This window comes from Oceanobacillus jordanicus (assembly GCF_022095695.1).
GTDB classification, from domain to species: domain Bacteria; phylum Bacillota; class Bacilli; order Bacillales; family Amphibacillaceae; genus Oceanobacillus_B; species Oceanobacillus_B jordanicus.
This window is the reverse complement of the sequence record NZ_JAIFZM010000003.1, coordinates 182560-205393: the sequence shown is the minus strand read 5'-3', so window position 1 is coordinate 205393 and position 22834 is coordinate 182560. Positions and strand designations below refer to the sequence as shown.

The following is a 22834-nucleotide window of genomic DNA, read 5'->3' as shown; positions in this document are numbered from 1 at the left end:
ATCCGCTTAAAACACGGGGTGAGGTATGGATAGAGATAGGGAAGAGCAAGAAAAAGCGGACATTATAGATGAAGATTTATATGAGGAATTTGATGACGAAGAACTTTATGAGCTTGTGGAAGAAGAACGCAGAAAAGCTTTAGAGAGAACGAAGGCCAAAGAAGATGATAAACCAAAACGTCCTTTTCCAAAGTGGGTATTTTGGGTGATTGCGCTAGCTTTAGCCTTCAATGTGTTCGCGTTAATTCCCCAGACCTTTTCTATCCCGGCAATTGATTTTCTCATCACATCTACAAAGCTTTCAACCGATCAGGACATACGAAACTATAAACAAGCGGTGGTCGTTGTAGAAACAGAGAATAGTAAGGGTACTGGCTTTGCAATAAACCAAGAAGGTACGATTTTGACAAACCATCATGTGGTAGAAGGAGAAGACCACGTAACGGTTGCTTTTCCGGATGACGGATTGTTTGAAGCAGAGGTGGTGGAAACTAATCCTGCGATCGACTTAGCGGTATTAAAAGTCGAGGCGGAGGACCTTCCGTCACTTAAGCTAGCAAATGCCCCGATTTTTAAAGAAAATGCGTCTATTACATTTATTGGAAATCCTTTGCGATTTAATGGAATAGCTAATCAAGGATCTATTGTGGGTCACACCAGGCTAAGCGACTGGGAACGTGAAGTGGTGATGATAAAGGCACCTGTTTACCGGGGAAACAGTGGTAGTCCTGTCTTTAACGAAGAAGGCGAAGTGATTGGGGTAATTTTTGCGACATTAGATCATGAGACAGAAGGCAAGGTAGGACTCTTTATACCTGTTACGTATTATCATGAGATGTAACCTCTTGTTTCATCCATACTGTTTGGGGGTATTTATATTGTAAACGTCTTAAGGAGGCGAAGTTACATGTTATTTTTTACTTCCGAACTAAAAACATACAATATCCATGCAGCAGATGGTGTAATGGGTAAAGTAAAGGATCTTTATTTTGACGATGAAAAATGGGCTATTCGTTATGCAATTGTAGACACGAGGAAATGGCTTCCGGGCCGCCGTGTACTCCTCTCCCCATCTTCGTTTATTACACTTAATGAAAATGATAAGCACTTAGAGGTAGAGTATGATAAGGAGAAGGTACGTAACAGTCCTTCCATCTCTGAAGAAAGTGCAGTATCAAAAGATGTAGAGGATAGTTTAATTGGATACTACGGCTGGAACAGATACTGGGCAGGAAATATGCTTTGGGGATCTAATGATCGACCATTGGCACAATTTCCTCCTGTTGAAGAACCACAGCCAGAGGTGTTTGATCAGCAATTAGAAGCGCAGAGTCACTATAATCTGCGTAGTGAAGACGAAACGATAGAATTTAAAGTGCATGCCGATGATGGTAAAATAGGTACAGTCGCAGATATGGTCTTTGATTCAGAATATTGGAAGTTGCGTTATTTCGTCGTACAAGATAGTGAAACGTATACGAAGGAGCAATACTTTGTCTACCATACAGATCAAATTGAGTCTGTTGATTGGTTTGAGCGAGATATTTATATTAAGGGATCATTAGCCGAAACAAAAAATGATACCAAATATAATTCAAAGGATATGATACTCACAAGTTTATAAAGAGGTAAACACACGGGCCTTTCAGCATCGACTGCTGAGGGTCTTTTTTATTTTTGGAAGCGACTAGGTATATAGGTGTGGGTATATATTCATTGGCGGTCGTGGTGGTAATTATATTTTAAACAAATTGTAATTGTTTTGAGATAGCAACAGTGTATACGGTACGGTAAGATTAATCAGACTGACATTTTAATTCTATTATAAAATAAGCTGGTGACAATAAAAATGACAACTTACCGAACTCAAATAAATGAAATATATAAATATACAGTTTCTGTGCATACGAAATACTTTATGGTTACACCCAAAAAGAAACAAAAAAAATCGAATTTTGTAATGCCTGGGGGTGTTCTAGGTTGATAAAAGAGCAGTCGTTAAAAGGCAAACCTCTAGAAGAAATGATTTCCTCTGTTCAAAGGGGAGATATGCATACACAAAACTATCTTTTAAAGACGTATCAACCATTCATTGCAAAGTGTGTTTCCGAAGTCTGCAAGCGATATATTGACCCCAAAAGAGATGACGAATTTAGCATTGGCCTTTCAGCATTTAATGAGGCGATGATGTCTTATTCTTCTGATAAAGGAAGTTCTTTTTTATCCTTTGCTAAATTGGTTATAAAACGGAAGGTTATCGATTATATTCGCTATATAAAAAAACGTCCTACACCAATCTCCCTTGATGAGACGTTTGATGCAGAGCAAATGGACAACCCCTTGGAAATCGCGGCAGTGAAAGAAAAATACCAAGAAGAACAGGACACTTGGCATAGAAAAGAAGAGATCGCAGACTATAAAGAAAAACTAGCTGCTTATAAGCTTACATTTGCCGAATTGACAGAAGTCTCGCCTAAACATAGGGATGCACGTGAATCAGCTGTTAAGACAGCCAGGACTTTGTATGAAGATCCTGAACTGCGTGCGTTCGTTTTTAGTAAGAAAAAGCTTCCTATCAAACAACTGGTGCGAAAGGTAGATGTCAGCAAAAAAACATTGGAGAGGAACCGTAAATTTATACTTGCTGTATTTATCGTACTGACGGAAGATTACTTGTATCTAAAGGACTATCTTAAGGGGGTGGGTCAGTGAGAAAAGGTATTGTCATGGAACACCGGCATACATATACCATCGTAATGGATAAAGATGGTACCTTTCATAAAGCAATGCCAGTGAAACATGTAGACATTGGAAATGAGATTCCTTTTGAAATATATCGAGCAGAAAGAAGAGGCTATATTTTCTTGTTACGTAAGGTTTGGCAAATCCCTGGTCGACTGATTGTATTGGTCTGTGCGCTGCTCTTATTTGTATTGCCAATTTATTTCGCACTGGCAAATAATAAAACGTTAGCCTATTTAAGCATTGATATAAAACGAAGCTTTGAACTCGAAGTAGATAACAAATTCCATGTTCAATCTATACGCTATCTTAACGAAGATGCAGAACAGGTAGGTATGAAATTATCCCAATATAGGGATAGAAAGATGGAAACTGTTATTGAAAAAATTATGGAACAAAGTGAAAAATCGGGTCTTGTTGGGGAGAAGAAAGATATGCTTATAGGCGTTAGTTATCCTAATAAATATCATGGAGAAAATAGGCTTTTGCGTAATTTAAATGCCTTTTCCCGAAAACGAGATGATAGCTGGCGTATTACGGCATTTCACGTGCCGCATTATGTACGAAAATCTGCTGAGAAAGCGGGTAAACCAACAAATGAAAAATTGGCTGAAATGATTAACCGGGCGGAGCCCTCTCAGAACTCTACAAGTGCTTTGAATCTGAATGACGAACAGAAAGCTATTATTCATTCCTTTTATTTCGAAAAAAACCGTCTTTCAGAAGAAAAGTGAAGGGTGAAATAGGTTCCGGTTAGGTAAGTCTTATAAATAGCCAATAAAAAGGGGCTGCGATTCCGCTAAATAGGAATCGCAGCCTTTTGTTATATTTCCATTATAGGTACTGGTTCGTATTTCATGGCATGGTCTACATAATACAGTAAATTATCGTGGGAAGACATGATTTTACTTTGGTCAAGGGAATAATGATAAGCGTGTAGAAAAAGTTGTATTTTCTTTGAAAGCATATCATCTTTGGTACGTACCATTAAAACAAGCAAATCATCCCATTGGCCCCACAGTGTGAAATACAATGCTTTGTCATAATCAGGAATATCCATTCATACCCCTCCTTAATTGTAAGGGTTATATTTATTGTCCCCGCATTTTATATATATTGTCTGAAACAAAAATGGTGTCGTTGCCATATTAAGGTTCTATAAAAAAGCTTAAAAGTTTTGGGGTATTCGTGGGAATAAGTAAGAGAAACTGTTACATACTAACACCAAATGAAAAGGAGGTAGTAAATAGATGAAATGGAAACTAATTAGTGCAGTTACAGTACTTACTGTGGCGCTTGCTGGTTGTGGGGATTCTAATGGAAACCAAGAAGACGCTACTGGTGATAACAATGTAGAACAAACAAGATTCAATAATACAGGTGAGGGAATGAGTGGGGACCGTAGCTATGAAATGGCGAGGGACTCGGAACGCGATCAGAATCGAAATGCTGGAGATGGGCAACAGGAATATGAGGTTTCAGAAGAAGCCGCTGATAAGATTAAAAGTGAAATAGATGAAATTGATCAAGTTTATGTATTAACGACAGAAAATAATGCGTACGTTGCTGCAGAGGTGAAAAACCAAAAGGGTAACGGAAATGGTAACAATACGGATACTAATAACGGTGGTAATAATGGTACTGGCGCAAATGATGACGATAATACCGGTGTAGAGAATACGGATACTTACGATAATGATACCAATGCAGGAAATGGTAATGGTAACGGTGAAGAAGTATCAGACGAAGTAAAAGATAAGATTTCTAAGATTGTAAAATCCGTGGACAAGGATATTGATAATGTTTACGTATCAACGAATCCAGATTTTAGAGATCTAACCAATGGTTATATTGATGATATGAACAATGGTGAGCCAATTGAAGGATTTTTTGACCAATTTGGTAATATGGTAGAACGTCTCTTCCCGCAAAATAACTAAACATAAAAAGAAGCATCACGTGGTACCCACCCCAAAAGTTTGAGTTTTGGGGTGTTTTTATATGGTTAAATGGTATGGTGCTACGTTTTTTATAAGTATTTTTATTTGAACATTGCAATGATTAAATTAATTTATATTGGAGAAAAGATGCTTTTTAAAAACGGTAACATATGATATTGTAATACATATAATTCTTACTATACCAAGTGTAATACTATGGATTAATTATTTTTAAAGGAGTGTAGGGGTTATGGGGCGGGAATTTCTTGACATTTTTACAGATTGGGCAGATACCTATGACGACAGTGTAGCAGGGGATGATCCCCAGTATGCTGCAGTATTTGCCAATTATGATGATATATTAACAGAGGTGGTTAGACACGCCTCTGGAACGATAGTGGAATTTGGCGTGGGAACAGGAAACCTCGCTGCAAAACTTCTGGAAAAAGGAAGTGAAGTGGTAGGAGTTGAGCCTTCCAATGAAATGCGCAGTATTGCTGCAGCAAAATTACCTGAGCTGACTGTGCAGGAAGGAGATTTTCTAGATTATCCAACTCTTCCTTCCGATGTGGAGACGATTGTAAGTACGTATGCCTTCCATCATTTAACAGATGAAGAGAAAGATGTTGCAATTAAACAGTTCTCCGCTCTATTGCCGGCAGAAGGAAAGATCATATTTGGCGATACAATCTTCCAGTCGGAGGCACATAAGCAAAAAGCGATCGATGATGCCAGGAAAAAGGGGTTCGCAGATTTAGCTGAGGACCTTGAGAGAGAATATTATACAACAATTCCTGTAATTCAAACTATTTTCAATACACACAAATTTGATGTAACATTTAAACAAATGAATGATTTTGTTTGGCTGATAAAGGCTGAGCGAATGAAGTAATTGGAGGAGAGATCATTATGGCAGTAAAAATGAACGTGGAAAGCTTTAATCTGGATCACACGAAAGTAAAAGCGCCATATGTACGTTTAGTAGGTGTGACAGAGGGTGCAAACGGAGATAAGGTATATAAATATGATATTCGGTTTAAACAGCCGAATAAAGAACATATGGAGATGGCTGGGCTTCATTCAATCGAGCACTTGATGGCAGAAAACATTCGTAATCATATGGACAGTGTTTTGGATATTGGTCCGATGGGATGTCAAACAGGTTTTTATTTATCTGTTATAAATCATGATAACTATGAAGAGATTTTAGATACATTGGAAAAAACGCTACATGACGTAATAGAGGCTAATGAAGTGCCTGCATGTAACGAGGTGCAATGTGGCTGGTCTGCCAATCACAGCCTAGAAGGTGCTAAGGAAATTGCCAAGGAAATGCTTGCACATCGAAATGAATGGCAGGAAGTATTTTAAGGTAGGGCTAAGCCCGACCACAAAAAGGAAGGCGAAGATACATGGCGGTGTATGCTTCTGTACAAGAATTAATTGGAAACACACCTTTATTAGAACTGAAACAATTTGATTTGCCGAAAGATGTAAAGCTCTATGCTAAGTTGGAATTTATGAATCCTGGCGGTAGTGTAAAAGATCGCCTTGGAGTTTCTTTGATACAGGATGCACTTGAAAAAGGTGTTTTACAGCCTGGCGGTACTATTATTGAACCTACTGCTGGGAATACTGGCATTGGCTTAGCAATGGCTGCCATTACCTATAATCTGCACGCAATTTTCTGTGTTCCAGAACATTTTAGTGAAGAAAAACAAACCATTATGAAAGCATTAGGGGCACGTATTGTACAAACTCCACAGGAGAAAGGCATGGTTGGTGCAATTAAGAAGGCGGAGGAACTCTGTAATGAGATACCCGGCAGTTTTTGTCCCCAACAATTTTCGAATCCAGCTAATCCTGCAACCTATTATCATACATTAGCACCAGAGATTTGGCGTGAACTTGAAGGGAAAGTTGACATTTTTATCGCAGGTGCTGGTTCAGCAGGGACCTTTATGGGGAGCAGTCGCTTTTTTAAAGAAAAAAATCCAGCCGTCTATACGGTAATCGTAGAACCAGAGGGATCTATTATTGCGGGTGGCAAGGCAGGATCACATCGAACTGAGGGAATTGGGATGGAATTTTTCCCTAGTTACTTTGATCGTTCCTTCATTGATAAAGTATATACGGTAACTGATGAAGATGCCTTTGACATGGTGGGTCAGCTGGCTCGTAAGGAAGGGCTGCTTGTTGGCAGTTCCTCTGGTTCCGCCATGTTTGGTGCATTACAGGAAGCAAAGAAAGCGCGACCTGGTACAACTATTGTGACGGTCTTCCCAGATGGTAGTGATCGTTATATAAGTAAAAATATCTATGACAACGTGTGAGGAGAATAGAGATGCGACCAAAAACAAAAATGATACATGGTGGGATAACAGGTGATGAGAAAACTGGCGCTGTATCCGTGCCAATTTATCAAGTAAGTACCTATAAACAGGAAAGCGCAGGTAATCACAGTGGGTTTGAATATTCACGTACAGGAAACCCTACTCGACATGCGCTAGAAACAGTTATTGCAGATTTAGAGAATGGAACAGCTGGATTTGCCTTTGGCTCAGGTATGGCGGCAATCACATCTGTTATGATGCTATTTGATGCTGGAGATCATGTTCTTTCAACAGACGATGTGTATGGTGGGTCTTATCGTCTCATGACAAATGTGCTTAACAGATATCAGCTTCAACATTCATTTGTAAATACAAGCAATGCTAAAGCGGTGGAAGAAGCCATTACAGAGAAAACAAAGGCCTTATATGTTGAAACACCGACTAATCCTCTCTTGAAAATTACGGATCTTAAGCAAATGGCAGCTATTGCGAAGAAGCATAATTTGCTTCTGATTGTCGATAATACGTTTGCAACGCCGTATTGGCAGCAGCCATTAGATCTGGGGGCAGATATCGTGCTTCATAGTGCAACAAAGTATATTGGTGGGCACAGTGATGTAGTAGCAGGGCTTGTGGCTGTTAACTCTAGGGAACTTGCTGAGAAAATTCACTTTATCCAAAACTCAGTAGGAGCTGTTTTAGGGCCGCAGGATTCTTGGCTATTAATGCGCGGAATAAAAACCCTTGCTCTAAGAATGGAAGCAATTGAAGCAAATACAAAAAAGCTGGTTGCGTTTTTAGAGCAACATCCTAAGGTCGAAAAGGTCTTCTATCCTGGCCTTGAAAAACATGAAGGGCATAACGTAGCTGCAGATCAATCTACAGGGTACGGTGGTATGGTCTCATTTGATGTAGGAAGTGAGGCAGCGGCAGATAAGCTATTAAGCCGGGTTCAATATTTCACCTTGGCGGAAAGCCTTGGAGCTGTGGAAAGCCTAATTTCGATTCCGGCCAAGATGACGCATGCATCTATCCCGCGTGATAGACGAAATGAGTTGGGGATCACAGATGGCTTAATCCGCTTATCCGTCGGGATTGAAGATGCAGAGGACTTGCTAGAGGATTTAAAACAAGCTTTAGGATAAATATAGAGGCTGGCACGAAAGTGTTTAGTGAAAAGAAGATCCGAACTATGATTTTTTCATTCAATCTAGTTTGGATTTTTATTTTTTTTTCTTGAAGAAGTAGCATACAGCGTAAGATATACACAACTCCGGCGGGATAATTAGAGAACTATATCACGTCAAGTATTTACTGATAAAATGAGTATGTTTCTGCAACTTTTTTTGCTCGTTTTTAAAAGAATTGGTGAGAGCCAAACATCCTTAATCAGTGTAATGGAAGTTATTTGAGTAAATATGCTAAAATAAGTACCAACATGAAATTTTAGGAGGAGTAATACGATGAGCCAAGAGGTTTTGAAGTATTTACAGGATAATCAGCAACGTTTGCAAGATAAATTATTTGAATTTTTAGCTATCCCGAGTGTGAGTACAGATAGCGCACATAAACAGGACATTCACAAAGCAGCGGATTTCATTACTACATACTTACACGACATTGGATTTGAAAATATAGAAAAGCAGGAGACGGGTGGACACCCACTTGTTTATGCAGAATATAACGGCGCAGGCTCTGAAGCACCTACCGTACTGTTTTATGGTCACTACGACGTACAGCCTGCTGATCCACTTGAATTATGGGACAGTGATCCGTTTAAACCAGAAATTAGGAATGAGCGAATTTTTGCTAGAGGATCTAGTGATGATAAAGGGCAAGTATTTATGCATTTGGCTGTCTTTGAAGCTTACATGAAAACAGAAGGTAAATTACCATTAAACGTAAAGGTATGTATTGAGGGAGAAGAAGAGATCGGTAGTGAGAACTTATATAAAATCCTTCATGAGAAGAAGGAGCAGTTCCAAGCTGACTTTGCCGTAATTTCAGACTCTGGGATGGTAGAAAAAAACCAGCCAACTATACTTTACGGATTAAAAGGGTTTACTGGCATCGAAATTACAGTGAATGGACCAGATCATGACCTACATTCAGGCATGTACGGGGGTGCTGTTCGCAATCCACTGATGGCGCTAAGTCACATTCTTTCCTCCATGAAAAATGAAGAGGAAGTTGTTACGGTCGAAGGTTTCTACGATGGTGTGGAGCCTCTGTCTGATGAAGAAAGGGACTTGATTGACCAAGTTAAGGGAGAAGATTATGTACAAGCAACAGGTGTTCCGGAAACCGTTTCGGAAAAAGGCTATTCAGCCAAGGAACATACCATGGCACGCCCTACTTTTGAAGTAAATGGCATGTATGGGGGCTATCAAGGAGAAGGTACCAAAACGATTATTCCATCCTCTGCCACAGCAAAAATTACATGCAGGCTTGTACCTGGACAAGATCCAGAGCGAGTACAGCAATTACTTGAGGAACACGTCAAAAACGTCGCTCCAGCAGGTGTAAAAGTTGAAGTGAAAAAGGAAAAGTTGTCTGCAAAAGCATATAAAGTGGATCCAGATCATGCTTTAATTAAAAAAGCGGCAGCCAGCTACACGAAAGCATTTGGCAAAGAGACCGTTTATGTTAGAATGGGGGGCTCTATACCTGTTGTGGAATGGATGGAGGCAATATATCAAATGCCAATTGTTTTACTAGGCTTTGGAACACCTGATGATAGACTACATTCTCCAAATGAAAGCTTCCCATTAGATAGTTTTCATAAAGGAATGGAAACATTAGCGTACTATTGGAATGAAGTAAACGATAAATAATGAAACATTGGGGGTTATCTAATGAAGTATGCCATTGTAACAGGTGTATCTAAAGGATTAGGGTATTCTGTCGCAAAGCTTCTACTTGAACAGGAAATCCATGTCATGGGGATTTCTAGATCGGAAGCGAGCGGACTTAACAAACTTGCTGAGGAAAATAATGTGACCTTTCAACAATTCCAATGTGACTTAGGTGATGTAGAGACAGTTGAAGAGACTTGCAGTAAAATAAAAAATCAGTGGAGTCATGAAATTAGCGCCCTTTATCTTGTTAACAATGCTGCTGTAATTGACCCTGTTGATCAGGCTATGAATACGAAAAGCAGTGAATTGGCATATCATGTACAAGTTAACACGATCGCTCCAATGGTTATGACGAATTTATTCTTGAAGGAAGCATCATCTAAAGGATTCTCCTTTATCGGCGCTACGGTTACCTCTGGAGCAGCAGAACGTCCAATTTCCGGCTGGAGTGCTTACTGCAGTACAAAAGCGAGTATTAATATGTACACCCAAACAGTTGCAATTGAGCAAGATGAGAGGGGAACAGGAAATAAGGTGTTTGCATTTAGCCCTGGGATTATGGATACAGGAATGCAAGAGAAGATTCGCGCTGCTTCACCAGAAGAATTTACCAATGTTGAAACATTTAAATCCTACAAGGAAGATAAAGCGTTAAAGGATACAGATACAGTAGGCGGAGTATTAGTTGATATACTTACAAATGAAGCCAATATAGAAAATGGAAAGATTTATAACGTAAAAGATTTCTTATAATAAAATGCGCCCATTCTTTGCAAATTCCCTCCCAAAAAGCGTCTAGCAGCATAAAGTATATTAATCGGCAAAAGAGGAGGGAAAGCAATGAGTAAAGGTGAAGGCTACGGCAGCGGTTTTGCGCTGTTAGTTGTATTGTTTATTTTATTGATCATTATCGGAACTGCTTATACTGGTGGTGGCTATGGCGGCGGCTACGGCGGCGGTTTCTATTAATAAGTAAAAAATGCAGAGGAGATATACTCCTCTGCATTTTTTTATCCCGGTGCAACCGTCCGTAAGACTCCCACTTCAAAACATTAGGTGAAACAGTGGGAGTAAACGGACGCTAACACCCCGATTCGTTCAACTAACAATCAGTGGGAGAAGAATGAAAACCCCCACTGATTGAAGTTTCACTTTATATGGTTTGATGCTGTCCCTGCTTAATTTTATGATGGATGAGGCTATGGATCACGACGATCGCGATAACAACTAGTACAAATAGGATAGCTGCTGTCATATATATGCCGTTTACAAAATCTAAATTCCATATTAACAGTACCAAAATACCAAATATGCCTAGCTGCACCACAATTCCAATTAATCCAATCATCCGTGACTTAAACACTTCCTGCTCATCTGTCCAATTTAGTTTAGGCTGTAAGAAGTCAAGAAACGTTCCGAGCGCGCTACTAAACCAGCTAGCCAACAATACGAGTGGCAGCCAAATGAGAAAAAGCGTCCACTCTATTTTTATAATAAAAATGAACAGGATAACGGCTAATCCGATAACGATTAAATTAATAAACCAGGCTGTGGCGATTTTACTTAGCAAGATCTGTTTCGGATTAAGTGGCAGGAATAAGTTTGCATGCCATGACTTCCCTTCCCTTGATATGCCGGAAATAGATGTAGCGTTTGAGCCGACAATGAGTAAAGAACCTAAAAATAGAATGAGGAGGCCATGCTTTCCTGATAACCCATCCAAGAAGCCACCTATATTTCCACTAGATGAATCCATAAATAATATAATAATAAGAAATATTGGAGCAAATAAGCTCGTTATCACACATTGTGTTAGAAAAGTAGGTGTCCGAAATATAATTCGCATCTCTTTTTTGATGTAAGAGAGCCAGATAGGAGTTACGGATGTCTTTCTAGAAAGTTTTGCACCCGAAAAAGTTGATTTATTAGCAGTACCCATTCCAAGTACTCCCTTAATATAAAGCAGCTGTCCGACCCAGATAAAAATAAGCAACGCACAAGCATGAAGAACCACTCCTGCAATTAAGGATAAAAAGCCACTCCATAAACTGGAAGCAGTCATCATCATGGTTCCAAAATAAGCTGGTGGGTAGAAAGCAGTAATCCAGCGTAATAGCCCGTCTTGTTCCTGGATAAACATTGCCGCGTTTTGCATGATGGCATCTACATCCGTATTTAAACGAATCAAAACATTAATTAAAACGATAAATACCAATGAAGATATCCCAGCAATTACTTTGGAACGATCTTTGTTTTTTGCGATATTAACAAAACGCATGATAAACATGAGAATTATACCGGCCAAAGTAAACGGGATGATTGGCAACAAAACAAAGGTGATAATTCCCGCAATATAATATAGGATAGTTGCAGCACTTACGGCACCATAGATAAAGAATACAGGTAGAAAGAATAGGGCGGCAGTTCCATATAAATAAATCATTGGTCCAGCTGACTTTGCCAGCAATAGCTGATAAGGTTGCACCGGAAAAGGGATAAAGGAATCAATATCTTCTGCAAAATAGAAAGCATTCAGTATCGTAATAAAGCTTACAAGTAAAAGCACAATGTGTACTGAAAGAAGCAAGACACCCACAATAAGAGACTCTTGTCCTAATGGTTCAAGCACATTATAGAAAGCGGTAAGTGCACTTCTAACAATAGAAATATAAACGAATGCCATCGGGAGAAGAAACAATAAGGCAACGATCCATAATATCGTTTGGGAATTCTTTTTGCCTACTCTGGAATACTGCATTTTCAACATAATTCTAATTAGCTTCCATGTTTTACTCATTGCTAGTCAGCTCCAGAAAAACCTGTTCTAAGCTTTGATCATCAGATTCATACGTTTCTTTCATGTCTTGTAAAGTGCCATAAAATAATAGTTCCCCATCGTTAATGATCGCGACCTCATCACATAGTTGTTCGACGACTTCCAACCCATGACTTGAGAAAAAGACCGTTTTCCCCTTGTTTGCATGTTCCCGCATCATTTCTTTTAATATGTAGGCAGATTTAGGATCAAGTCCGGTTAATGGCTCATCCAATATCCAAATAGAAGGATCGTGAAGCAGAACGCCTGTCACGATGATTTTTTGCCGCATGCCGTGTGAATAGGACTGAATGTAATCATCCAAAGAATTATAAATAGAGAATTGCTTTGTGATTCGTTCTATGCGTTCCTGTCTTACTACTTTAGGGACTTGATAAATATCAGCAATAAAATTTAAATACTCTAACCCTTTTAACCTGAGGAACAGATCTGGCCTGTCAGGAACATAGCCAAAAATACTCTTGGCCTCCAGTGGTTTTTTTTCGATATCAAACCCGTCTAATGAGATGGTTCCTTCATCGATAGGGAGTACTCCAGTCATCATTTTGATAGTGGTGGATTTACCAGCACCATTCGGACCGAGAAAGCCAACTATTTTCCCATCTGGTATGGAAAGGTTTAATTGGTTAATGACTTTTCTCTGACCAGAAAAATGCTTACTTACTTCCTTTATTTCGATCATACTTTCCCCTCATTTCTATTGCTTTTATGAATATCATATTGTATGGTACACTTTATGATGGTAGCTAATAAAAAAACATTTATCCCGGTGCAACCGTCCGCAAGACTCCCACTTCAAAACTTAAAGTAAAACGGAGATGTTTAAGTAGGAGTAAACGGACGCTAACACCCCGATTCGTTCAACTAACAATCAGTGGGGGAAGAATGAAAACCCCCACTAATTGAAGTTTCACTTTATGGATAGTTTAACATATTTAATAAAGAAGTTTGTGGAAAGAAGAGAGGAAGATGCGAGTTGATTACAAGAAAAAGTGCGCGTGAAATTGAGAAAATGCGAGCAGCTGGAGATATCTTAGTGCAATGCCATAAAGAGATAGCGAAAATGATAAAGCCTGGAATCAGTACAATGGAAATTGACACGTTTGCTGAGAAGTTCATGCGTGATCATGGCGCAGTCCCTGAACAAAAAGGGTACAACGGCTATGCCTATGCTACTTGTGCATCAATTAATGATGAGATTTGTCATGGTTTTCCTCGTGATGAAAAACTTAAAGACGGTGATATTGTCACCATTGATATGGTAGTAAACCTTGATGGTGGTTTGGCTGATTCAGCATGGACGTACGCCGTTGGGGAAGTAGATGAAAAAGGCAAGCAACTTATGGATGTAACAAAAACTTCATTATATAAAGGAATCGAACAGGCGCAGTTGGGAAGTCGCATTGGGGATATCGGCCATGCAATTCAAACATATGCTGAAGCAGAAGGTTTCTCCGTTGTTCGAGATTTCACTGGACATGGAATTGGACCGACCTTACATGAAGAACCACATATCCCACACTTCGGCCTTCCGAATAAAGGGTTACGTTTGAAAGAGGGCATGGTTATCACCATTGAACCAATGATTAATGAAGGAAGCTGGCACAGCCAAATGGATTCTAATAACTGGACAGCACGAACAGTTGATCAGGGCCGTTCAGCTCAATATGAACATACGATCGTTATTACCAAAGATGGACCTGTGCTACTGACAGATCAGGGGGAAGAAAGAAACGTATAATAACGATTGGTGGGATAACAATGCGTATTGTGTCCATTTGTCCGAGTAATACAGAAATACTTGATTATCTAGGTAGAACGGATTTACTTGTTGGAGTTGATGATTTTTCTGACTGGCCACACGCAGTAAGCGAATTGCCTAAGGTCGGGCCTGATTTATCAATTAACATGGATAAAGTTGCTGCACTAGAGCCAGATCTTGTGCTTGCTTCTTTAAGTGTTCCTGGAATGGAAAAGAATGTGGAGGGGCTGGAGGAATACCAGTTACCATATCTTATCCTTAATCCAAATTCATTACATGATATTGCAGAAGATATTGAAACTGTAGGTCATGCAATTGGCGAGTCTCAGCTTGGAATGGAGAAGAAAGCAGCTTTTCTCGATGAAATAGACCAGCTACGGCATAAAGGAGAAGCAGATGCTGACCGCCCCAAACTTTATTGGGAATGGTGGCCAAAGCCTGTGTTTACACCTGGTGCTGTTAATTGGCTAACAGAGATTAGTGAATTAGCAGGTGCCCAGAACATTTATGCTACAGAACAAGTGGCAAGCTTCCAGACGGAGTGGGAGGACGTAAAGACAAGAAATCCAGATCACATTTGTATGGTATGGGTAGGAATTAAAGAAGAAAAAATGAGACCAGAACTAGTTATGCAAAGACCTGGGTGGGACATGATGAGCGCAGTACAAAATAGAAACATCCACGTTTTGGAAGAATCGCTCTATTGTAGACCATCACCCCGTTTACTAGAAGGCTTGAGAAAACTAGTTGAAGTTCTATAAAGTGAAACTTCAATCAGTGGGGGGGTTCGCTCTTCCCCCACTGATTGTTAGTTGAACGAATCGGGGTGTTAGCGTCCGTTTACTCCCATGTTTCACTTCATGTTTTGAAGTGGGAGTCTTACGGACGGTTTCACCGGGATAAATCAAACAAGGGCAAAAACGAGGTTATATTCCCGTTTTTGCCCTTGTTTTTACTTCACTCTTTTACCTCCGAAAATCATGGTAATGATGGGGCTTGCTAAGCAGAAAAAGGCGAATGGTAAGTAACTTAATACTGGAACGCCAAGTACATCTGCGATAAAGACCCCACAAACACTCCATGGTACTAATGGGTTGATTACAGTTCCTGCATCCTCTAGAGTTCGAGACAATGCTTTCCTTGGCAATCCTACCTTTTCATAAAGGCTTTTATACGTTTCCCCAGTCAACATAACGGATAAATATTGCTCCCCGACAAATACATTAACACCAATTGCGGTAGCAGCAGTCGAAATAATAATCGACCTTACCCGTTGGAGCCTTTCCTGCAGCGCTAATAGTATGCTTGGTATAATACCTGTTACAAACAATAAACCACCAAAGCCAAGAGCTAAAATAACAAGAGAAATGGTGAATAACATGCTGTTAATACCACCCTTTGTCAATAGTTCATTTACAGGTTCAAAATTGGTGGAAGCAGTATAGCCACCGAACCAAATCCCCCAGATAGATCCCCATGGAATATGATGGACAAATCCTGCGATAAGGGTAGCGGTTATGCTACTAATCCCTAAGGAGAGAAATGCAGGTATTTTGAAAATAGTACAAAGTACAATGACAACAAGTGGTAGCCATGATAACCAATGAATTAAGCCAGTTCCTTGTAGTGCATTTTGATAATCTGTAGCACTTTGTAAGGAGATAGCTTCATTTGGTGAAAGAATGGCAAATAAAATAAATGCAATAATAAACGCAGGGATTGTCGTTAAACTAATATGTTTAATGTGTTCAAATAAATCTACGCCTACAATTGTAGAGGCGAGATTCGTTGTATCAGATAGAGGCGACATTTTATCACCGAAGAATGCTCCGGAAACAATAGCTCCTGCTGTAATGGCCAAAGAAGTATCCATTGCGCTAGCCATCCCGATAAAGGCAACCCCAATGGTAGCAGTTGTTGTTAAAGAGCTTCCTAGAGACACCCCAACTATGGCAGTAACAGCAAATACTATGGCGTAGAACCAAGTTCCACCTATAAATTGAAACCCGGTATTAATAAGTACAGGTATTGTACCGCTTATAATCCAACTGCTTATTAGTACACCAATTAGCAAGAATAAGAAGACTGCACCCATACCAGTACGGGATCCTTCCACCATTCCCTCCTGAATATCAGCAAAGCTAATTCTCTTAATTAAACCGTATGTGATAAGTAAGAATATCCCAAGTAGAATAGGAATATGAGGCGGGCTTTCCAATTTAATAATAAAGAAGCTAATAAGTGAAATAAGAACAAGGAAAAAAAGTATAGATTCTATTAAAGCTGGTTGATGTTTTGGTTTTATTGGAAACATGGTATATCCTCCTTTGTTTTTGTAATGGTTACGAAGACGACAGTCGTACATTCCCTTGTAAATAACAGTACGTCGTTACTTCCTAGCTAAAATATTCCAAACGAACAAAAAAGCCTCGCCCCTGTAATAGGGACGAAGCTTTACTCCGCGTTACCACCCTGATTGCCAACACAAGTGCTAGCCTCTCAACTTGACTATCCGCTCTATATGAATGTGTAATTCAATCTTTTTCTGCCAGGACTTACACCAAGCGTCCCGTCTCTTTTTGCTGCCTAAAAAAGATTTACTTCGCATTCCGGATAAATTATTCTTTTTTCATTTGTAGATTACAATGACTATACATGCTGTAAATATCTTTTGTCAATAAAAAATGAAATCCTTTCTCAAAAGAAAATTATCCGATATAATAATTAGAATTATGATTCATAAAGGAGGCAGGAGATGTGGCAACAGATGCAGTAGACAGTGTAACAACGAATACGAAAAAACAAATGATACATAAGGGGATAGCTGCGGGGTTTCCGATCATGCTTGGATATTTACCAATTGCTATTACATATGGCGTACTTGCAAAACAAGCAGGAATGAGCTTAACAGAACTAACACTAATGAGTGTGATGGTTTTCGCTGGAGCAAGTCAATTTATGGGAGTGAATATGATTGCAGTTGGAGCGGGAGCCTTAGAAATTATGATTGCTACATTTGTCTTAAACTTTCGCCATTTTGTCATGAGTCTATCGTTTATGAATCGAATGCGGGGTATCGGTCTGCGATGGAAACTACCTTTATCTCTAGGGCTGACAGATGAAACATTTGCTGTATCTGCACTCCATCCTGACGAAGCTAAAGAGGAAAAGGGGTCTTGGTTTTATTTAGCACTTATTTTAACAGCTTACTTTTCATGGATTGCCGGTTCCTTCCTTGGTGGGGTACTTGGGGAAGTTATCCCAGATCAGTTGAGCCAGAGCATGGGGATCGCCCTATATGCAATGTTTATTGGCCTGTTGGTTCCTTCGGTTAAAAAGGAATGGAAGGTGGCAATCATCGCAATCTTAGCCATGTTAATAAATGGCCTTTGTGTTGAACTTGGCATGAGCTCAGGCTGGGCAATCGTGTTAGGTACAATTATTGGCGGAATGAGTGGAATCTTTCTAATGAAGGAGGAAGAACGATGATACTTTTTATTTTACTTGGTATGGCAATTGTAACCATGATTCCCCGGATGATTCCTGCATTTATCGTAGATAAGCTTCAGTTTCGGGATTGGGTAAATCGCTGGCTCAACGCTATTCCATATGCTGCCCTCGGGGCATTAATATTTCCAGGTATAATGACAATAAAACCCGATCAGCCACATATTGGACTGATCGGGGGACTGGTGGCAATTGGCTTAGCCTATATTGGATTAAATGTCATTTTAGTTGTTTTTGGCGCGATAGCAACAGTCTTTTTGCTTACTTTTTAATTTTCTTTTAAATCATGCGTAAATATCTTATTAAACTTATTGAAATGGCTCAATGTGAATATGCGCATGCCTAATATTATGCTCATTATAGAGATGCTGTTCAATTCTTACTGTGATGTCATGGCTTTCTTTTACATTTAAATGGGAATCAACAAGAATCGTTATATCGATGAATGGCTGATTTCCTAGTACCCTACCTTTAACATGTTTAACTGATTTAACATCCGGCTCCATTTCTACACTGGACCGGATTTTTTTTATTTGTTCCGTATCAAATCCATCTGTTAGGGAGTGTGTTGCATCTTTAAAGATATCCCAGGCCGTTTTGCAAATTATCAATCCAACCAGTAATCCTGCAAGCGGGTCAAGCCAAAATAGACCAAATTGGGCTCCAATTATCCCTACGAAAGCGCCGATACTGACTAAGGCATCTGAACGGTTGTCTTGAGCCGCAGCATAGAGTGAACTGCTATTTATTTTTTTTGCCAGTTTTACATTGTAAAGATAGACAAGCAACATAATGAATGCTGCACCTAGGGCTGTCCATGCTGTAATTATATCTGGCTTTAGGGAATTACCTTCCAATACATTCTTAATGGTACTGAAAATGACCTGTATCCCTACGAACATCATGACGAACGCGGCAAAAAGTGATGCAATCGTTTCTGCGCGGAAGTGGCCATAGTGATGATTCTCATCAGGTGGTTTACGAGATATCTTTAATCCGATTAATACAGCAACTGATGCAACAACATCTGTTGAATTGTTAAGCCCGTCCGCACGAAGTGCATCTGAGTCCCCTGCATAGCCAATTATGAGCTTAAGTGCTGCTAGAAAAATGTAGGCAAAAATACTAAGCCAGGCCCCTTTTTCTCCGCGCTTTAAGTTATCTGAATGGTTCATGAAAAATCCTCCGTTAATGGTTCTTTCGCTAGTAAATAGTTTAACAAACCGCGTTATGGTGGGTCTAGAGAAACATTGAAGCATGGGGGTATATGTATTGCAAGCAGGGAAGTAAGTTTGCCAAAGCAAAAAATAAAGATCCTCTAACTACTGTTACCTAAACCAGAAAATTTATGTTTTTTTCAAATAATAGTTGAAATTATTCTAAAAATTTAGGATAATAGAAAAAAGGAACAAGGGGGCTATTCCATGAAAAAGGAAAAGCTAATCTATAAATATAAACGATATGAAGGAAAAGTATCTTCAGCGAGAAAAGAGATACCATTTGAATTTAGGCTAACATCCCGAATGATCCTTGATGAAATTTGTTTTCAATATAACAAACAAATAATAGAAACATCGATTAACCAAGCAATAGCAGATGATAATAAAGAGAAGTTTATGGAGAGCAGTGAAGCGTTTAAACAATTTATTTGGGAATAGAGGTTTTAATTATTTCTCAATGATTGAACGTGGGAGACGCTACTATTAAATAAACTAGCCGGACGAACCTACCAAGTTAAGGGGATTCGTTCGGCTAGTTATGTTTTTTGGTAAACATGGGGTAGCTAGTAACAATAAAATATGACATTAGACAATTGGGTCACTGTATTGATTTTCTAGCTGTCGTTCCAATGGTAATCCTGTGTCATAGGAAATATTAGCAATCCTCTTCGATAATTCCATCGCAGTACGTTCTTCTTGCTGCCAATAATGCAGCACCTCTGAGAGAATTTCTATTCCTTCTTCTAAGCCTTCGTTATACAATGTAACAAAACTTTTGTTGCTTGCTTCTTTTGTAGCAGGATGATACCATGTTGCATTTTGAAGGTTTAAATAGTCAATGTTATCCCGTATTGGCCGATGTGAATAGGAAGATATTAGAGAATGAAATAATTTATTTTTCCATCCATAAGGATCAGAGAGCAATTTTAGAGCAAAGCGCATATCCTTATAGGAAGCTTCAATATATCCTGGTTTCTGATCAGAAACCTTTGGGTAATGCTTTTTTATTAAAGTGTCTAGAAGTTCGCTAATTTCCTTTTTAAAATTCCCAACATTGATCTCTTTATAGACAGGCATTTTCCATGTCTTTTGATTAAGATACTTTTCCATCATTGCAGTATCGATTCGTATCTCCAGCTTTTGATGTTTGCTCCCTTCATAACCTGCTCGGTAATGGATATACGGGTGGGTATTTCGATCAAGAATATGATGTGTTACAAAGCCAAATACATAGGCACGCATCTCTTCGCTGCCTCGTTTAGCTTCTGAAATAAGATCCATTAGAAAAGCCCCACAATTTTTCGTGTGTAATGCCATACCTACTTCATGGACAGGCTCCTCTTTGACCCATGGCCAGAAGTTATAATAGAAAAAAGGATCAGGGCCCTGTGCACCCAACTTCATATATTCCTTATGTGTTAGAAAAGTTTGAGGCTCCTTGATGGCATCTACAACTTGTTCGCAAAATAGAATATGTGTCCAACTGTTTGGCATACAAAAACTCCCTTTTTACCGATTTAGTTTAGATACTTCCAATAAAGTGAAACTTCAATCAGTGGGTTTTCATTTCCCACTGATTGTTAGTTGAACGAATCGGGATGTTAGCTTCCGTTTACTCCCACTTAAATATCACTGTTTCACCGGGATAAATTAGCTTGTTTTATCATTGTCTTTATAATCAGTATAAAAGAAAACGAACGAAAAAGGGAACCTGTTTTAGTATATTTTCGCGTCTCACCTATTTGTTAACGCTTTTTTTCTTCTGAAAATTTGGTACAATGGAGGAAAGATGAATTGATTGATGCATACATAGGGGAGGAAGAATAAACATGGATTATCGTATAGAAAAAGATACTATTGGCGAAATAAATGTACCAGCTGATAAGTTCTGGGGTGCTCAAACACAACGAAGCAAGCAAAACTTTCCTATTGGAAATGAGAAAATGCCAACTGAAATCGTTAAAGCGTTTGCTATATTAAAAATGAGTGCAGCTAAGGCCAACCATGACCTTGGTTTAATGGAAAAGGAAAAAGCTGAGGCAATTGCTTATGCAGCACAAGAAGTAGTAGACGGCAATCTTAATGATCATTTTCCACTTGTAGTTTGGCAGACAGGAAGTGGAACGCAATCAAATATGAACGTCAATGAAGTTATTGCCTTCGTGGGGAACAAATGGTTAAAAGAAAAAAATAGTGACCTTGTCTTGCATCCTAACGATGATGTAAATAAATCACAAAGCTCGAATGATACATATCCTACAGCCATGCATATTGCATCTGTCCTAAAAATGGAGGATACTGTGTTACCAGCTGTAAAACAGCTTAAATCGACACTGAAGGAAAAAATGGAACGATTCCATGATATCGTTAAAATTGGCCGCACACATCTTCAGGATGCAACACCATTAACACTTGGTCAGGAAATTAGTGGATGGCATCGTATGCTTGAGAAATCGGAACGAATGATTGAAGAAAGTACAACCTATTTAAAGGAACTTGCAATAGGTGGAACTGCTGTCGGGACGGGACTGAATGCCCATCCTGAATTTTCTCAGCGTGTTTGTGAAAAAATTAATCAATTCACCGGGAAAGATTTTATTTCAGCGCCAAATAAGTTTCATGCGCTTACAAGTCATGATGAAACCGTATATGCACACGGTGCCCTAAAAGCACTTGCGGCTGATATCATGAAAATCGCTAATGATGTACGCTGGCTTGCAAGTGGACCGCGCTGTGGAATTGGTGAGATTACAATTCCTGCAAACGAACCAGGAAGCTCCATTATGCCTGGTAAAGTAAATCCTACACAAAGCGAAGCTGTAACAATGGTTGCTGCACAAGTAATGGGGAATGATGCTACAATAGGATTTGCAGCAAGTCAGGGGAATTTTGAGTTAAATGTATTTAAGCCAGTTATTGCCTATAACTTTCTACAATCCTGCCAGCTTTTAGCAGACAGTATTCTTTCTTTTGATGAGAGATGTGCTAGTGGAATTGAAGCAAATGAAGAGGAAATAGCAAAATATCTAAATGATTCACTAATGCTAGTTACGGCACTAAATCCGCATATTGGGTATGAAAATGCTGCTAAAATTGCTAAAAAAGCTTTTGCAGATAATGCCACGTTAAAAGAAACGGCAGTTGCTTCCGGATTGCTGACTGAAGAAGAATTTGATAAGTATGTAAACCCAGCCGATATGACTGGACCAAGATAAGCTAAATAGAGACGATAAACCCTAATGCCGAGGCATTAGGGTTTTTTAAATAGCATTCATAACGTAAGTGGAAACTACACTACAATTTACCAATTAAAAGAAGTAATAAGTTAGGCAAATCTGCTCACACTATAATTACAGGAGGTGATAAACAATGGCTAACAACAACAATTCAAACCAATTGCTTGTACCTGGTGTACAACAAGCACTAGATCAAATGAAAACTGAGATTGCTCAAGAATTTGGCGTTAACTTAGGTGCAGATACAACTTCACGTGCTAACGGTTCAGTTGGTGGAGAAATCACCAAGCGTCTTGTACAAACTGCTCAACAACAAATGAATGGACAACAATTTTAATATGAATGGTATGAGGGAAAAGCGCTGCTTTTCCCTCTTTAATTTGTACTAAAAACAGGGAGC

At 39.2% G+C, this 22834-nt stretch carries 25 protein-coding genes; 19 read left to right on the top strand and 6 right to left on the bottom strand.

Features of this window, described 5'->3' with window-relative positions; genetic code table 11:
• Window positions 1–25: 25 nt before the first annotated feature.
• The 4 genes from K3T81_RS05085 to K3T81_RS05070 all read left to right on the top strand — a co-directional run bounded on the left by K3T81_RS05085 (window position 26) and on the right by K3T81_RS05070 (window position 3476).
• A complete protein-coding gene (locus K3T81_RS05085) occupies window positions 26–841 on the top strand; it encodes a S1C family serine protease (protein WP_238018635.1) in 816 nt (271 codons plus the stop codon).
• A gap of 66 nt (window positions 842–907) precedes the next feature.
• A complete protein-coding gene (locus K3T81_RS05080; RefSeq protein WP_238018633.1) occupies window positions 908–1624 on the top strand; it encodes a PRC-barrel domain-containing protein in 717 nt (238 codons plus the stop codon).
• Between the two features lie 356 nt (window positions 1625–1980).
• A complete protein-coding gene (gene sigI, locus K3T81_RS05075) occupies window positions 1981–2712 on the top strand; it encodes an RNA polymerase sigma factor SigI (protein WP_106896226.1) in 732 nt (243 codons plus the stop codon).
• Window positions 2709–3476 carry an anti-sigma-I factor RsgI family protein gene (locus K3T81_RS05070; protein WP_238018631.1) on the top strand — a complete coding sequence of 256 codons (768 nt, stop codon included), beginning with the start codon at window positions 2709–2711 and terminating at the stop codon, window positions 3474–3476. Before sigI ends, K3T81_RS05070 begins: the two co-directional genes overlap by 4 nt.
• A gap of 89 nt (window positions 3477–3565) precedes the next feature.
• Here K3T81_RS05070 and K3T81_RS05065 read toward each other — a convergent pair whose 3' ends face one another.
• Entirely contained in the window at window positions 3566–3802 is a 237-nt protein-coding gene (locus tag K3T81_RS05065) for a YhdB family protein (protein WP_036574147.1), read from the bottom strand.
• A 190-nt stretch (window positions 3803–3992) separates the two neighbouring features.
• Between K3T81_RS05065 and K3T81_RS05060 the strand changes: the two genes are divergently transcribed.
• From K3T81_RS05060 to K3T81_RS05025, 8 genes are all read left to right on the top strand, one after another.
• A complete protein-coding gene (locus K3T81_RS05060; protein ID WP_238018628.1) occupies window positions 3993–4682 on the top strand; it encodes a YhcN/YlaJ family sporulation lipoprotein in 690 nt (229 codons plus the stop codon).
• A gap of 250 nt (window positions 4683–4932) precedes the next feature.
• A complete protein-coding gene (locus K3T81_RS05055; RefSeq protein ID WP_238018627.1) occupies window positions 4933–5574 on the top strand; it encodes a class I SAM-dependent DNA methyltransferase in 642 nt (213 codons plus the stop codon).
• Window positions 5575–5591: 17 nt separating this feature from the next.
• Window positions 5592–6053 (top strand): S-ribosylhomocysteine lyase, encoded by a 462-nt coding sequence (locus tag K3T81_RS05050; RefSeq protein WP_238018626.1) that lies wholly within the window; start codon window positions 5592–5594, stop codon window positions 6051–6053.
• A 41-nt stretch (window positions 6054–6094) separates the two neighbouring features.
• Complete coding sequence (locus K3T81_RS05045; protein ID WP_238018625.1) at window positions 6095–7015, top strand: PLP-dependent cysteine synthase family protein; 921 nt, start codon at window positions 6095–6097, stop codon at window positions 7013–7015.
• Window positions 7016–7026: 11 nt separating this feature from the next.
• Window positions 7027–8160, top strand: coding sequence for a bifunctional cystathionine gamma-lyase/homocysteine desulfhydrase (locus tag K3T81_RS05040; protein WP_238018624.1), 1134 nt, complete (start codon window positions 7027–7029; stop codon window positions 8158–8160).
• Between the two features lie 318 nt (window positions 8161–8478).
• Window positions 8479–9849, top strand: a complete 1371-nt coding sequence (locus K3T81_RS05035; RefSeq protein ID WP_238018623.1) for a dipeptidase — start codon at window positions 8479–8481, stop codon at window positions 9847–9849.
• Window positions 9850–9870: 21 nt separating this feature from the next.
• Window positions 9871–10626, top strand: a complete 756-nt coding sequence (locus K3T81_RS05030) for a (S)-benzoin forming benzil reductase (protein ID WP_238018622.1) — start codon at window positions 9871–9873, stop codon at window positions 10624–10626.
• A gap of 87 nt (window positions 10627–10713) precedes the next feature.
• On the top strand, window positions 10714–10842 hold the full coding sequence (locus K3T81_RS05025; protein ID WP_081779363.1) for a YjcZ family sporulation protein: 129 nt from the start codon (window positions 10714–10716) through the stop codon (window positions 10840–10842).
• A gap of 184 nt (window positions 10843–11026) precedes the next feature.
• Here the strand turns inward: K3T81_RS05025 and K3T81_RS05020 are convergent, their stop codons facing one another.
• Both K3T81_RS05020 and K3T81_RS05015 read right to left on the bottom strand, forming a co-directional pair.
• Window positions 11027–12670: a putative ABC transporter permease subunit gene (locus K3T81_RS05020; RefSeq protein ID WP_238018621.1), complete on the bottom strand. Its 1644-nt coding sequence runs from the start codon at window positions 12668–12670 to the stop codon at window positions 11027–11029.
• A complete protein-coding gene (locus tag K3T81_RS05015) occupies window positions 12663–13391 on the bottom strand; it encodes an ABC transporter ATP-binding protein (RefSeq protein WP_238018620.1) in 729 nt (242 codons plus the stop codon). Before K3T81_RS05015 ends, K3T81_RS05020 begins: the two co-directional genes overlap by 8 nt.
• Before the next feature lie 294 nt (window positions 13392–13685).
• Here K3T81_RS05015 and map point away from each other — a divergent pair, with 294 nt between their 5' ends.
• On the top strand, window positions 13686–14450 hold the full coding sequence (gene map, locus K3T81_RS05010) for a type I methionyl aminopeptidase (RefSeq protein WP_238018619.1): 765 nt from the start codon (window positions 13686–13688) through the stop codon (window positions 14448–14450).
• A 20-nt stretch (window positions 14451–14470) separates the two neighbouring features.
• Window positions 14471–15232 (top strand): cobalamin-binding protein, encoded by a 762-nt coding sequence (locus tag K3T81_RS05005; RefSeq protein WP_238018616.1) that lies wholly within the window; start codon window positions 14471–14473, stop codon window positions 15230–15232.
• 191 nt (window positions 15233–15423) lie between these two features.
• Here K3T81_RS05005 and nhaC read toward each other — a convergent pair whose 3' ends face one another.
• Window positions 15424–16785, bottom strand: a complete 1362-nt coding sequence (nhaC, locus tag K3T81_RS05000; protein ID WP_238018614.1) for a Na+/H+ antiporter NhaC — start codon at window positions 16783–16785, stop codon at window positions 15424–15426.
• 491 nt (window positions 16786–17276) lie between these two features.
• On the opposite strand from nhaC, the gene K3T81_RS04995 reads away from it, so the two are divergent.
• Together K3T81_RS04995 and K3T81_RS04990 are read left to right on the top strand one after the other, a co-directional pair.
• Window positions 17277–17960, top strand: a complete 684-nt coding sequence (locus K3T81_RS04995) for an AzlC family ABC transporter permease (RefSeq protein ID WP_238018779.1) — start codon at window positions 17277–17279, stop codon at window positions 17958–17960.
• A complete protein-coding gene (locus K3T81_RS04990; protein WP_058951327.1) occupies window positions 17957–18250 on the top strand; it encodes an AzlD domain-containing protein in 294 nt (97 codons plus the stop codon). The genes K3T81_RS04995 and K3T81_RS04990 overlap by 4 nt, the downstream gene beginning before the upstream one ends.
• Window positions 18251–18286: 36 nt before the next feature.
• Here K3T81_RS04990 and K3T81_RS04985 read toward each other — a convergent pair whose 3' ends face one another.
• Window positions 18287–19153 (bottom strand): cation diffusion facilitator family transporter, encoded by an 867-nt coding sequence (locus tag K3T81_RS04985; RefSeq protein ID WP_238018612.1) that lies wholly within the window; start codon window positions 19151–19153, stop codon window positions 18287–18289.
• Between the two features lie 249 nt (window positions 19154–19402).
• Here K3T81_RS04985 and K3T81_RS04980 point away from each other — a divergent pair, with 249 nt between their 5' ends.
• Window positions 19403–19636 carry a hypothetical protein gene (locus K3T81_RS04980; protein ID WP_106896241.1) on the top strand — a complete coding sequence of 78 codons (234 nt, stop codon included), beginning with the start codon at window positions 19403–19405 and terminating at the stop codon, window positions 19634–19636.
• Window positions 19637–19783: 147 nt separating this feature from the next.
• On the opposite strand, the gene K3T81_RS04975 is transcribed toward K3T81_RS04980, so the two are convergent.
• The gene (locus tag K3T81_RS04975) at window positions 19784–20692 is read right to left on the bottom strand and encodes a zinc dependent phospholipase C family protein (RefSeq protein ID WP_238018610.1); all 909 of its coding nucleotides are present in this window, start codon (window positions 20690–20692) and stop codon (window positions 19784–19786) included.
• 335 nt (window positions 20693–21027) lie between these two features.
• On the opposite strand from K3T81_RS04975, the gene fumC reads away from it, so the two are divergent.
• Window positions 21028–22413, top strand: a complete 1386-nt coding sequence (gene fumC, locus K3T81_RS04970; RefSeq protein WP_106896243.1) for a class II fumarate hydratase — start codon at window positions 21028–21030, stop codon at window positions 22411–22413.
• Window positions 22414–22567: 154 nt separating this feature from the next.
• Window positions 22568–22771 carry an alpha/beta-type small acid-soluble spore protein gene (locus tag K3T81_RS04965; RefSeq protein WP_058951323.1) on the top strand — a complete coding sequence of 68 codons (204 nt, stop codon included), beginning with the start codon at window positions 22568–22570 and terminating at the stop codon, window positions 22769–22771.
• Window positions 22772–22834: the final 63 nt, after the last annotated feature.

Excerpts from the sequence above, each read along its gene's own strand:
- K3T81_RS05085 (WP_238018635.1), top strand. The coding sequence starts at position 26 with ATGGATAGAGATAGGGAAGAGCAAGAAAAAGCGGACATTATAGATGAA.
- K3T81_RS05080 (WP_238018633.1), top strand. The coding sequence starts at position 908 with ATGTTATTTTTTACTTCCGAACTAAAAACATACAATATCCATGCAGCA.
- K3T81_RS05065 (WP_036574147.1), bottom strand. The coding sequence starts at position 3,802 with ATGGATATTCCTGATTATGACAAAGCATTGTATTTCACACTGTGGGGC.
- K3T81_RS05060 (WP_238018628.1), top strand. The coding sequence starts at position 3,993 with ATGAAATGGAAACTAATTAGTGCAGTTACAGTACTTACTGTGGCGCTT.
- K3T81_RS05055 (WP_238018627.1), top strand. The coding sequence starts at position 4,933 with ATGGGGCGGGAATTTCTTGACATTTTTACAGATTGGGCAGATACCTAT.
- K3T81_RS05050 (WP_238018626.1), top strand. The coding sequence starts at position 5,592 with ATGGCAGTAAAAATGAACGTGGAAAGCTTTAATCTGGATCACACGAAA.
- K3T81_RS05045 (WP_238018625.1), top strand. The coding sequence starts at position 6,095 with ATGGCGGTGTATGCTTCTGTACAAGAATTAATTGGAAACACACCTTTA.
- K3T81_RS05040 (WP_238018624.1), top strand. The coding sequence starts at position 7,027 with ATGCGACCAAAAACAAAAATGATACATGGTGGGATAACAGGTGATGAG.
- K3T81_RS05035 (WP_238018623.1), top strand. The coding sequence starts at position 8,479 with ATGAGCCAAGAGGTTTTGAAGTATTTACAGGATAATCAGCAACGTTTG.
- K3T81_RS05030 (WP_238018622.1), top strand. The coding sequence starts at position 9,871 with ATGAAGTATGCCATTGTAACAGGTGTATCTAAAGGATTAGGGTATTCT.
- K3T81_RS05025 (WP_081779363.1), top strand. The coding sequence starts at position 10,714 with ATGAGTAAAGGTGAAGGCTACGGCAGCGGTTTTGCGCTGTTAGTTGTA.
- K3T81_RS05020 (WP_238018621.1), bottom strand. The coding sequence starts at position 12,670 with ATGAGTAAAACATGGAAGCTAATTAGAATTATGTTGAAAATGCAGTAT.
- K3T81_RS05015 (WP_238018620.1), bottom strand. The coding sequence starts at position 13,391 with ATGATCGAAATAAAGGAAGTAAGTAAGCATTTTTCTGGTCAGAGAAAA.
- K3T81_RS05005 (WP_238018616.1), top strand. The coding sequence starts at position 14,471 with ATGCGTATTGTGTCCATTTGTCCGAGTAATACAGAAATACTTGATTAT.
- nhaC (WP_238018614.1), bottom strand. The coding sequence starts at position 16,785 with ATGTTTCCAATAAAACCAAAACATCAACCAGCTTTAATAGAATCTATA.
- K3T81_RS04995 (WP_238018779.1), top strand. The coding sequence starts at position 17,277 with ATGATACATAAGGGGATAGCTGCGGGGTTTCCGATCATGCTTGGATAT.
- K3T81_RS04990 (WP_058951327.1), top strand. The coding sequence starts at position 17,957 with ATGATACTTTTTATTTTACTTGGTATGGCAATTGTAACCATGATTCCC.
- K3T81_RS04985 (WP_238018612.1), bottom strand. The coding sequence starts at position 19,153 with ATGAACCATTCAGATAACTTAAAGCGCGGAGAAAAAGGGGCCTGGCTT.
- K3T81_RS04980 (WP_106896241.1), top strand. The coding sequence starts at position 19,403 with ATGAAAAAGGAAAAGCTAATCTATAAATATAAACGATATGAAGGAAAA.
- K3T81_RS04975 (WP_238018610.1), bottom strand. The coding sequence starts at position 20,692 with ATGCCAAACAGTTGGACACATATTCTATTTTGCGAACAAGTTGTAGAT.
- fumC (WP_106896243.1), top strand. The coding sequence starts at position 21,028 with ATGGATTATCGTATAGAAAAAGATACTATTGGCGAAATAAATGTACCA.
- K3T81_RS04965 (WP_058951323.1), top strand. The coding sequence starts at position 22,568 with ATGGCTAACAACAACAATTCAAACCAATTGCTTGTACCTGGTGTACAA.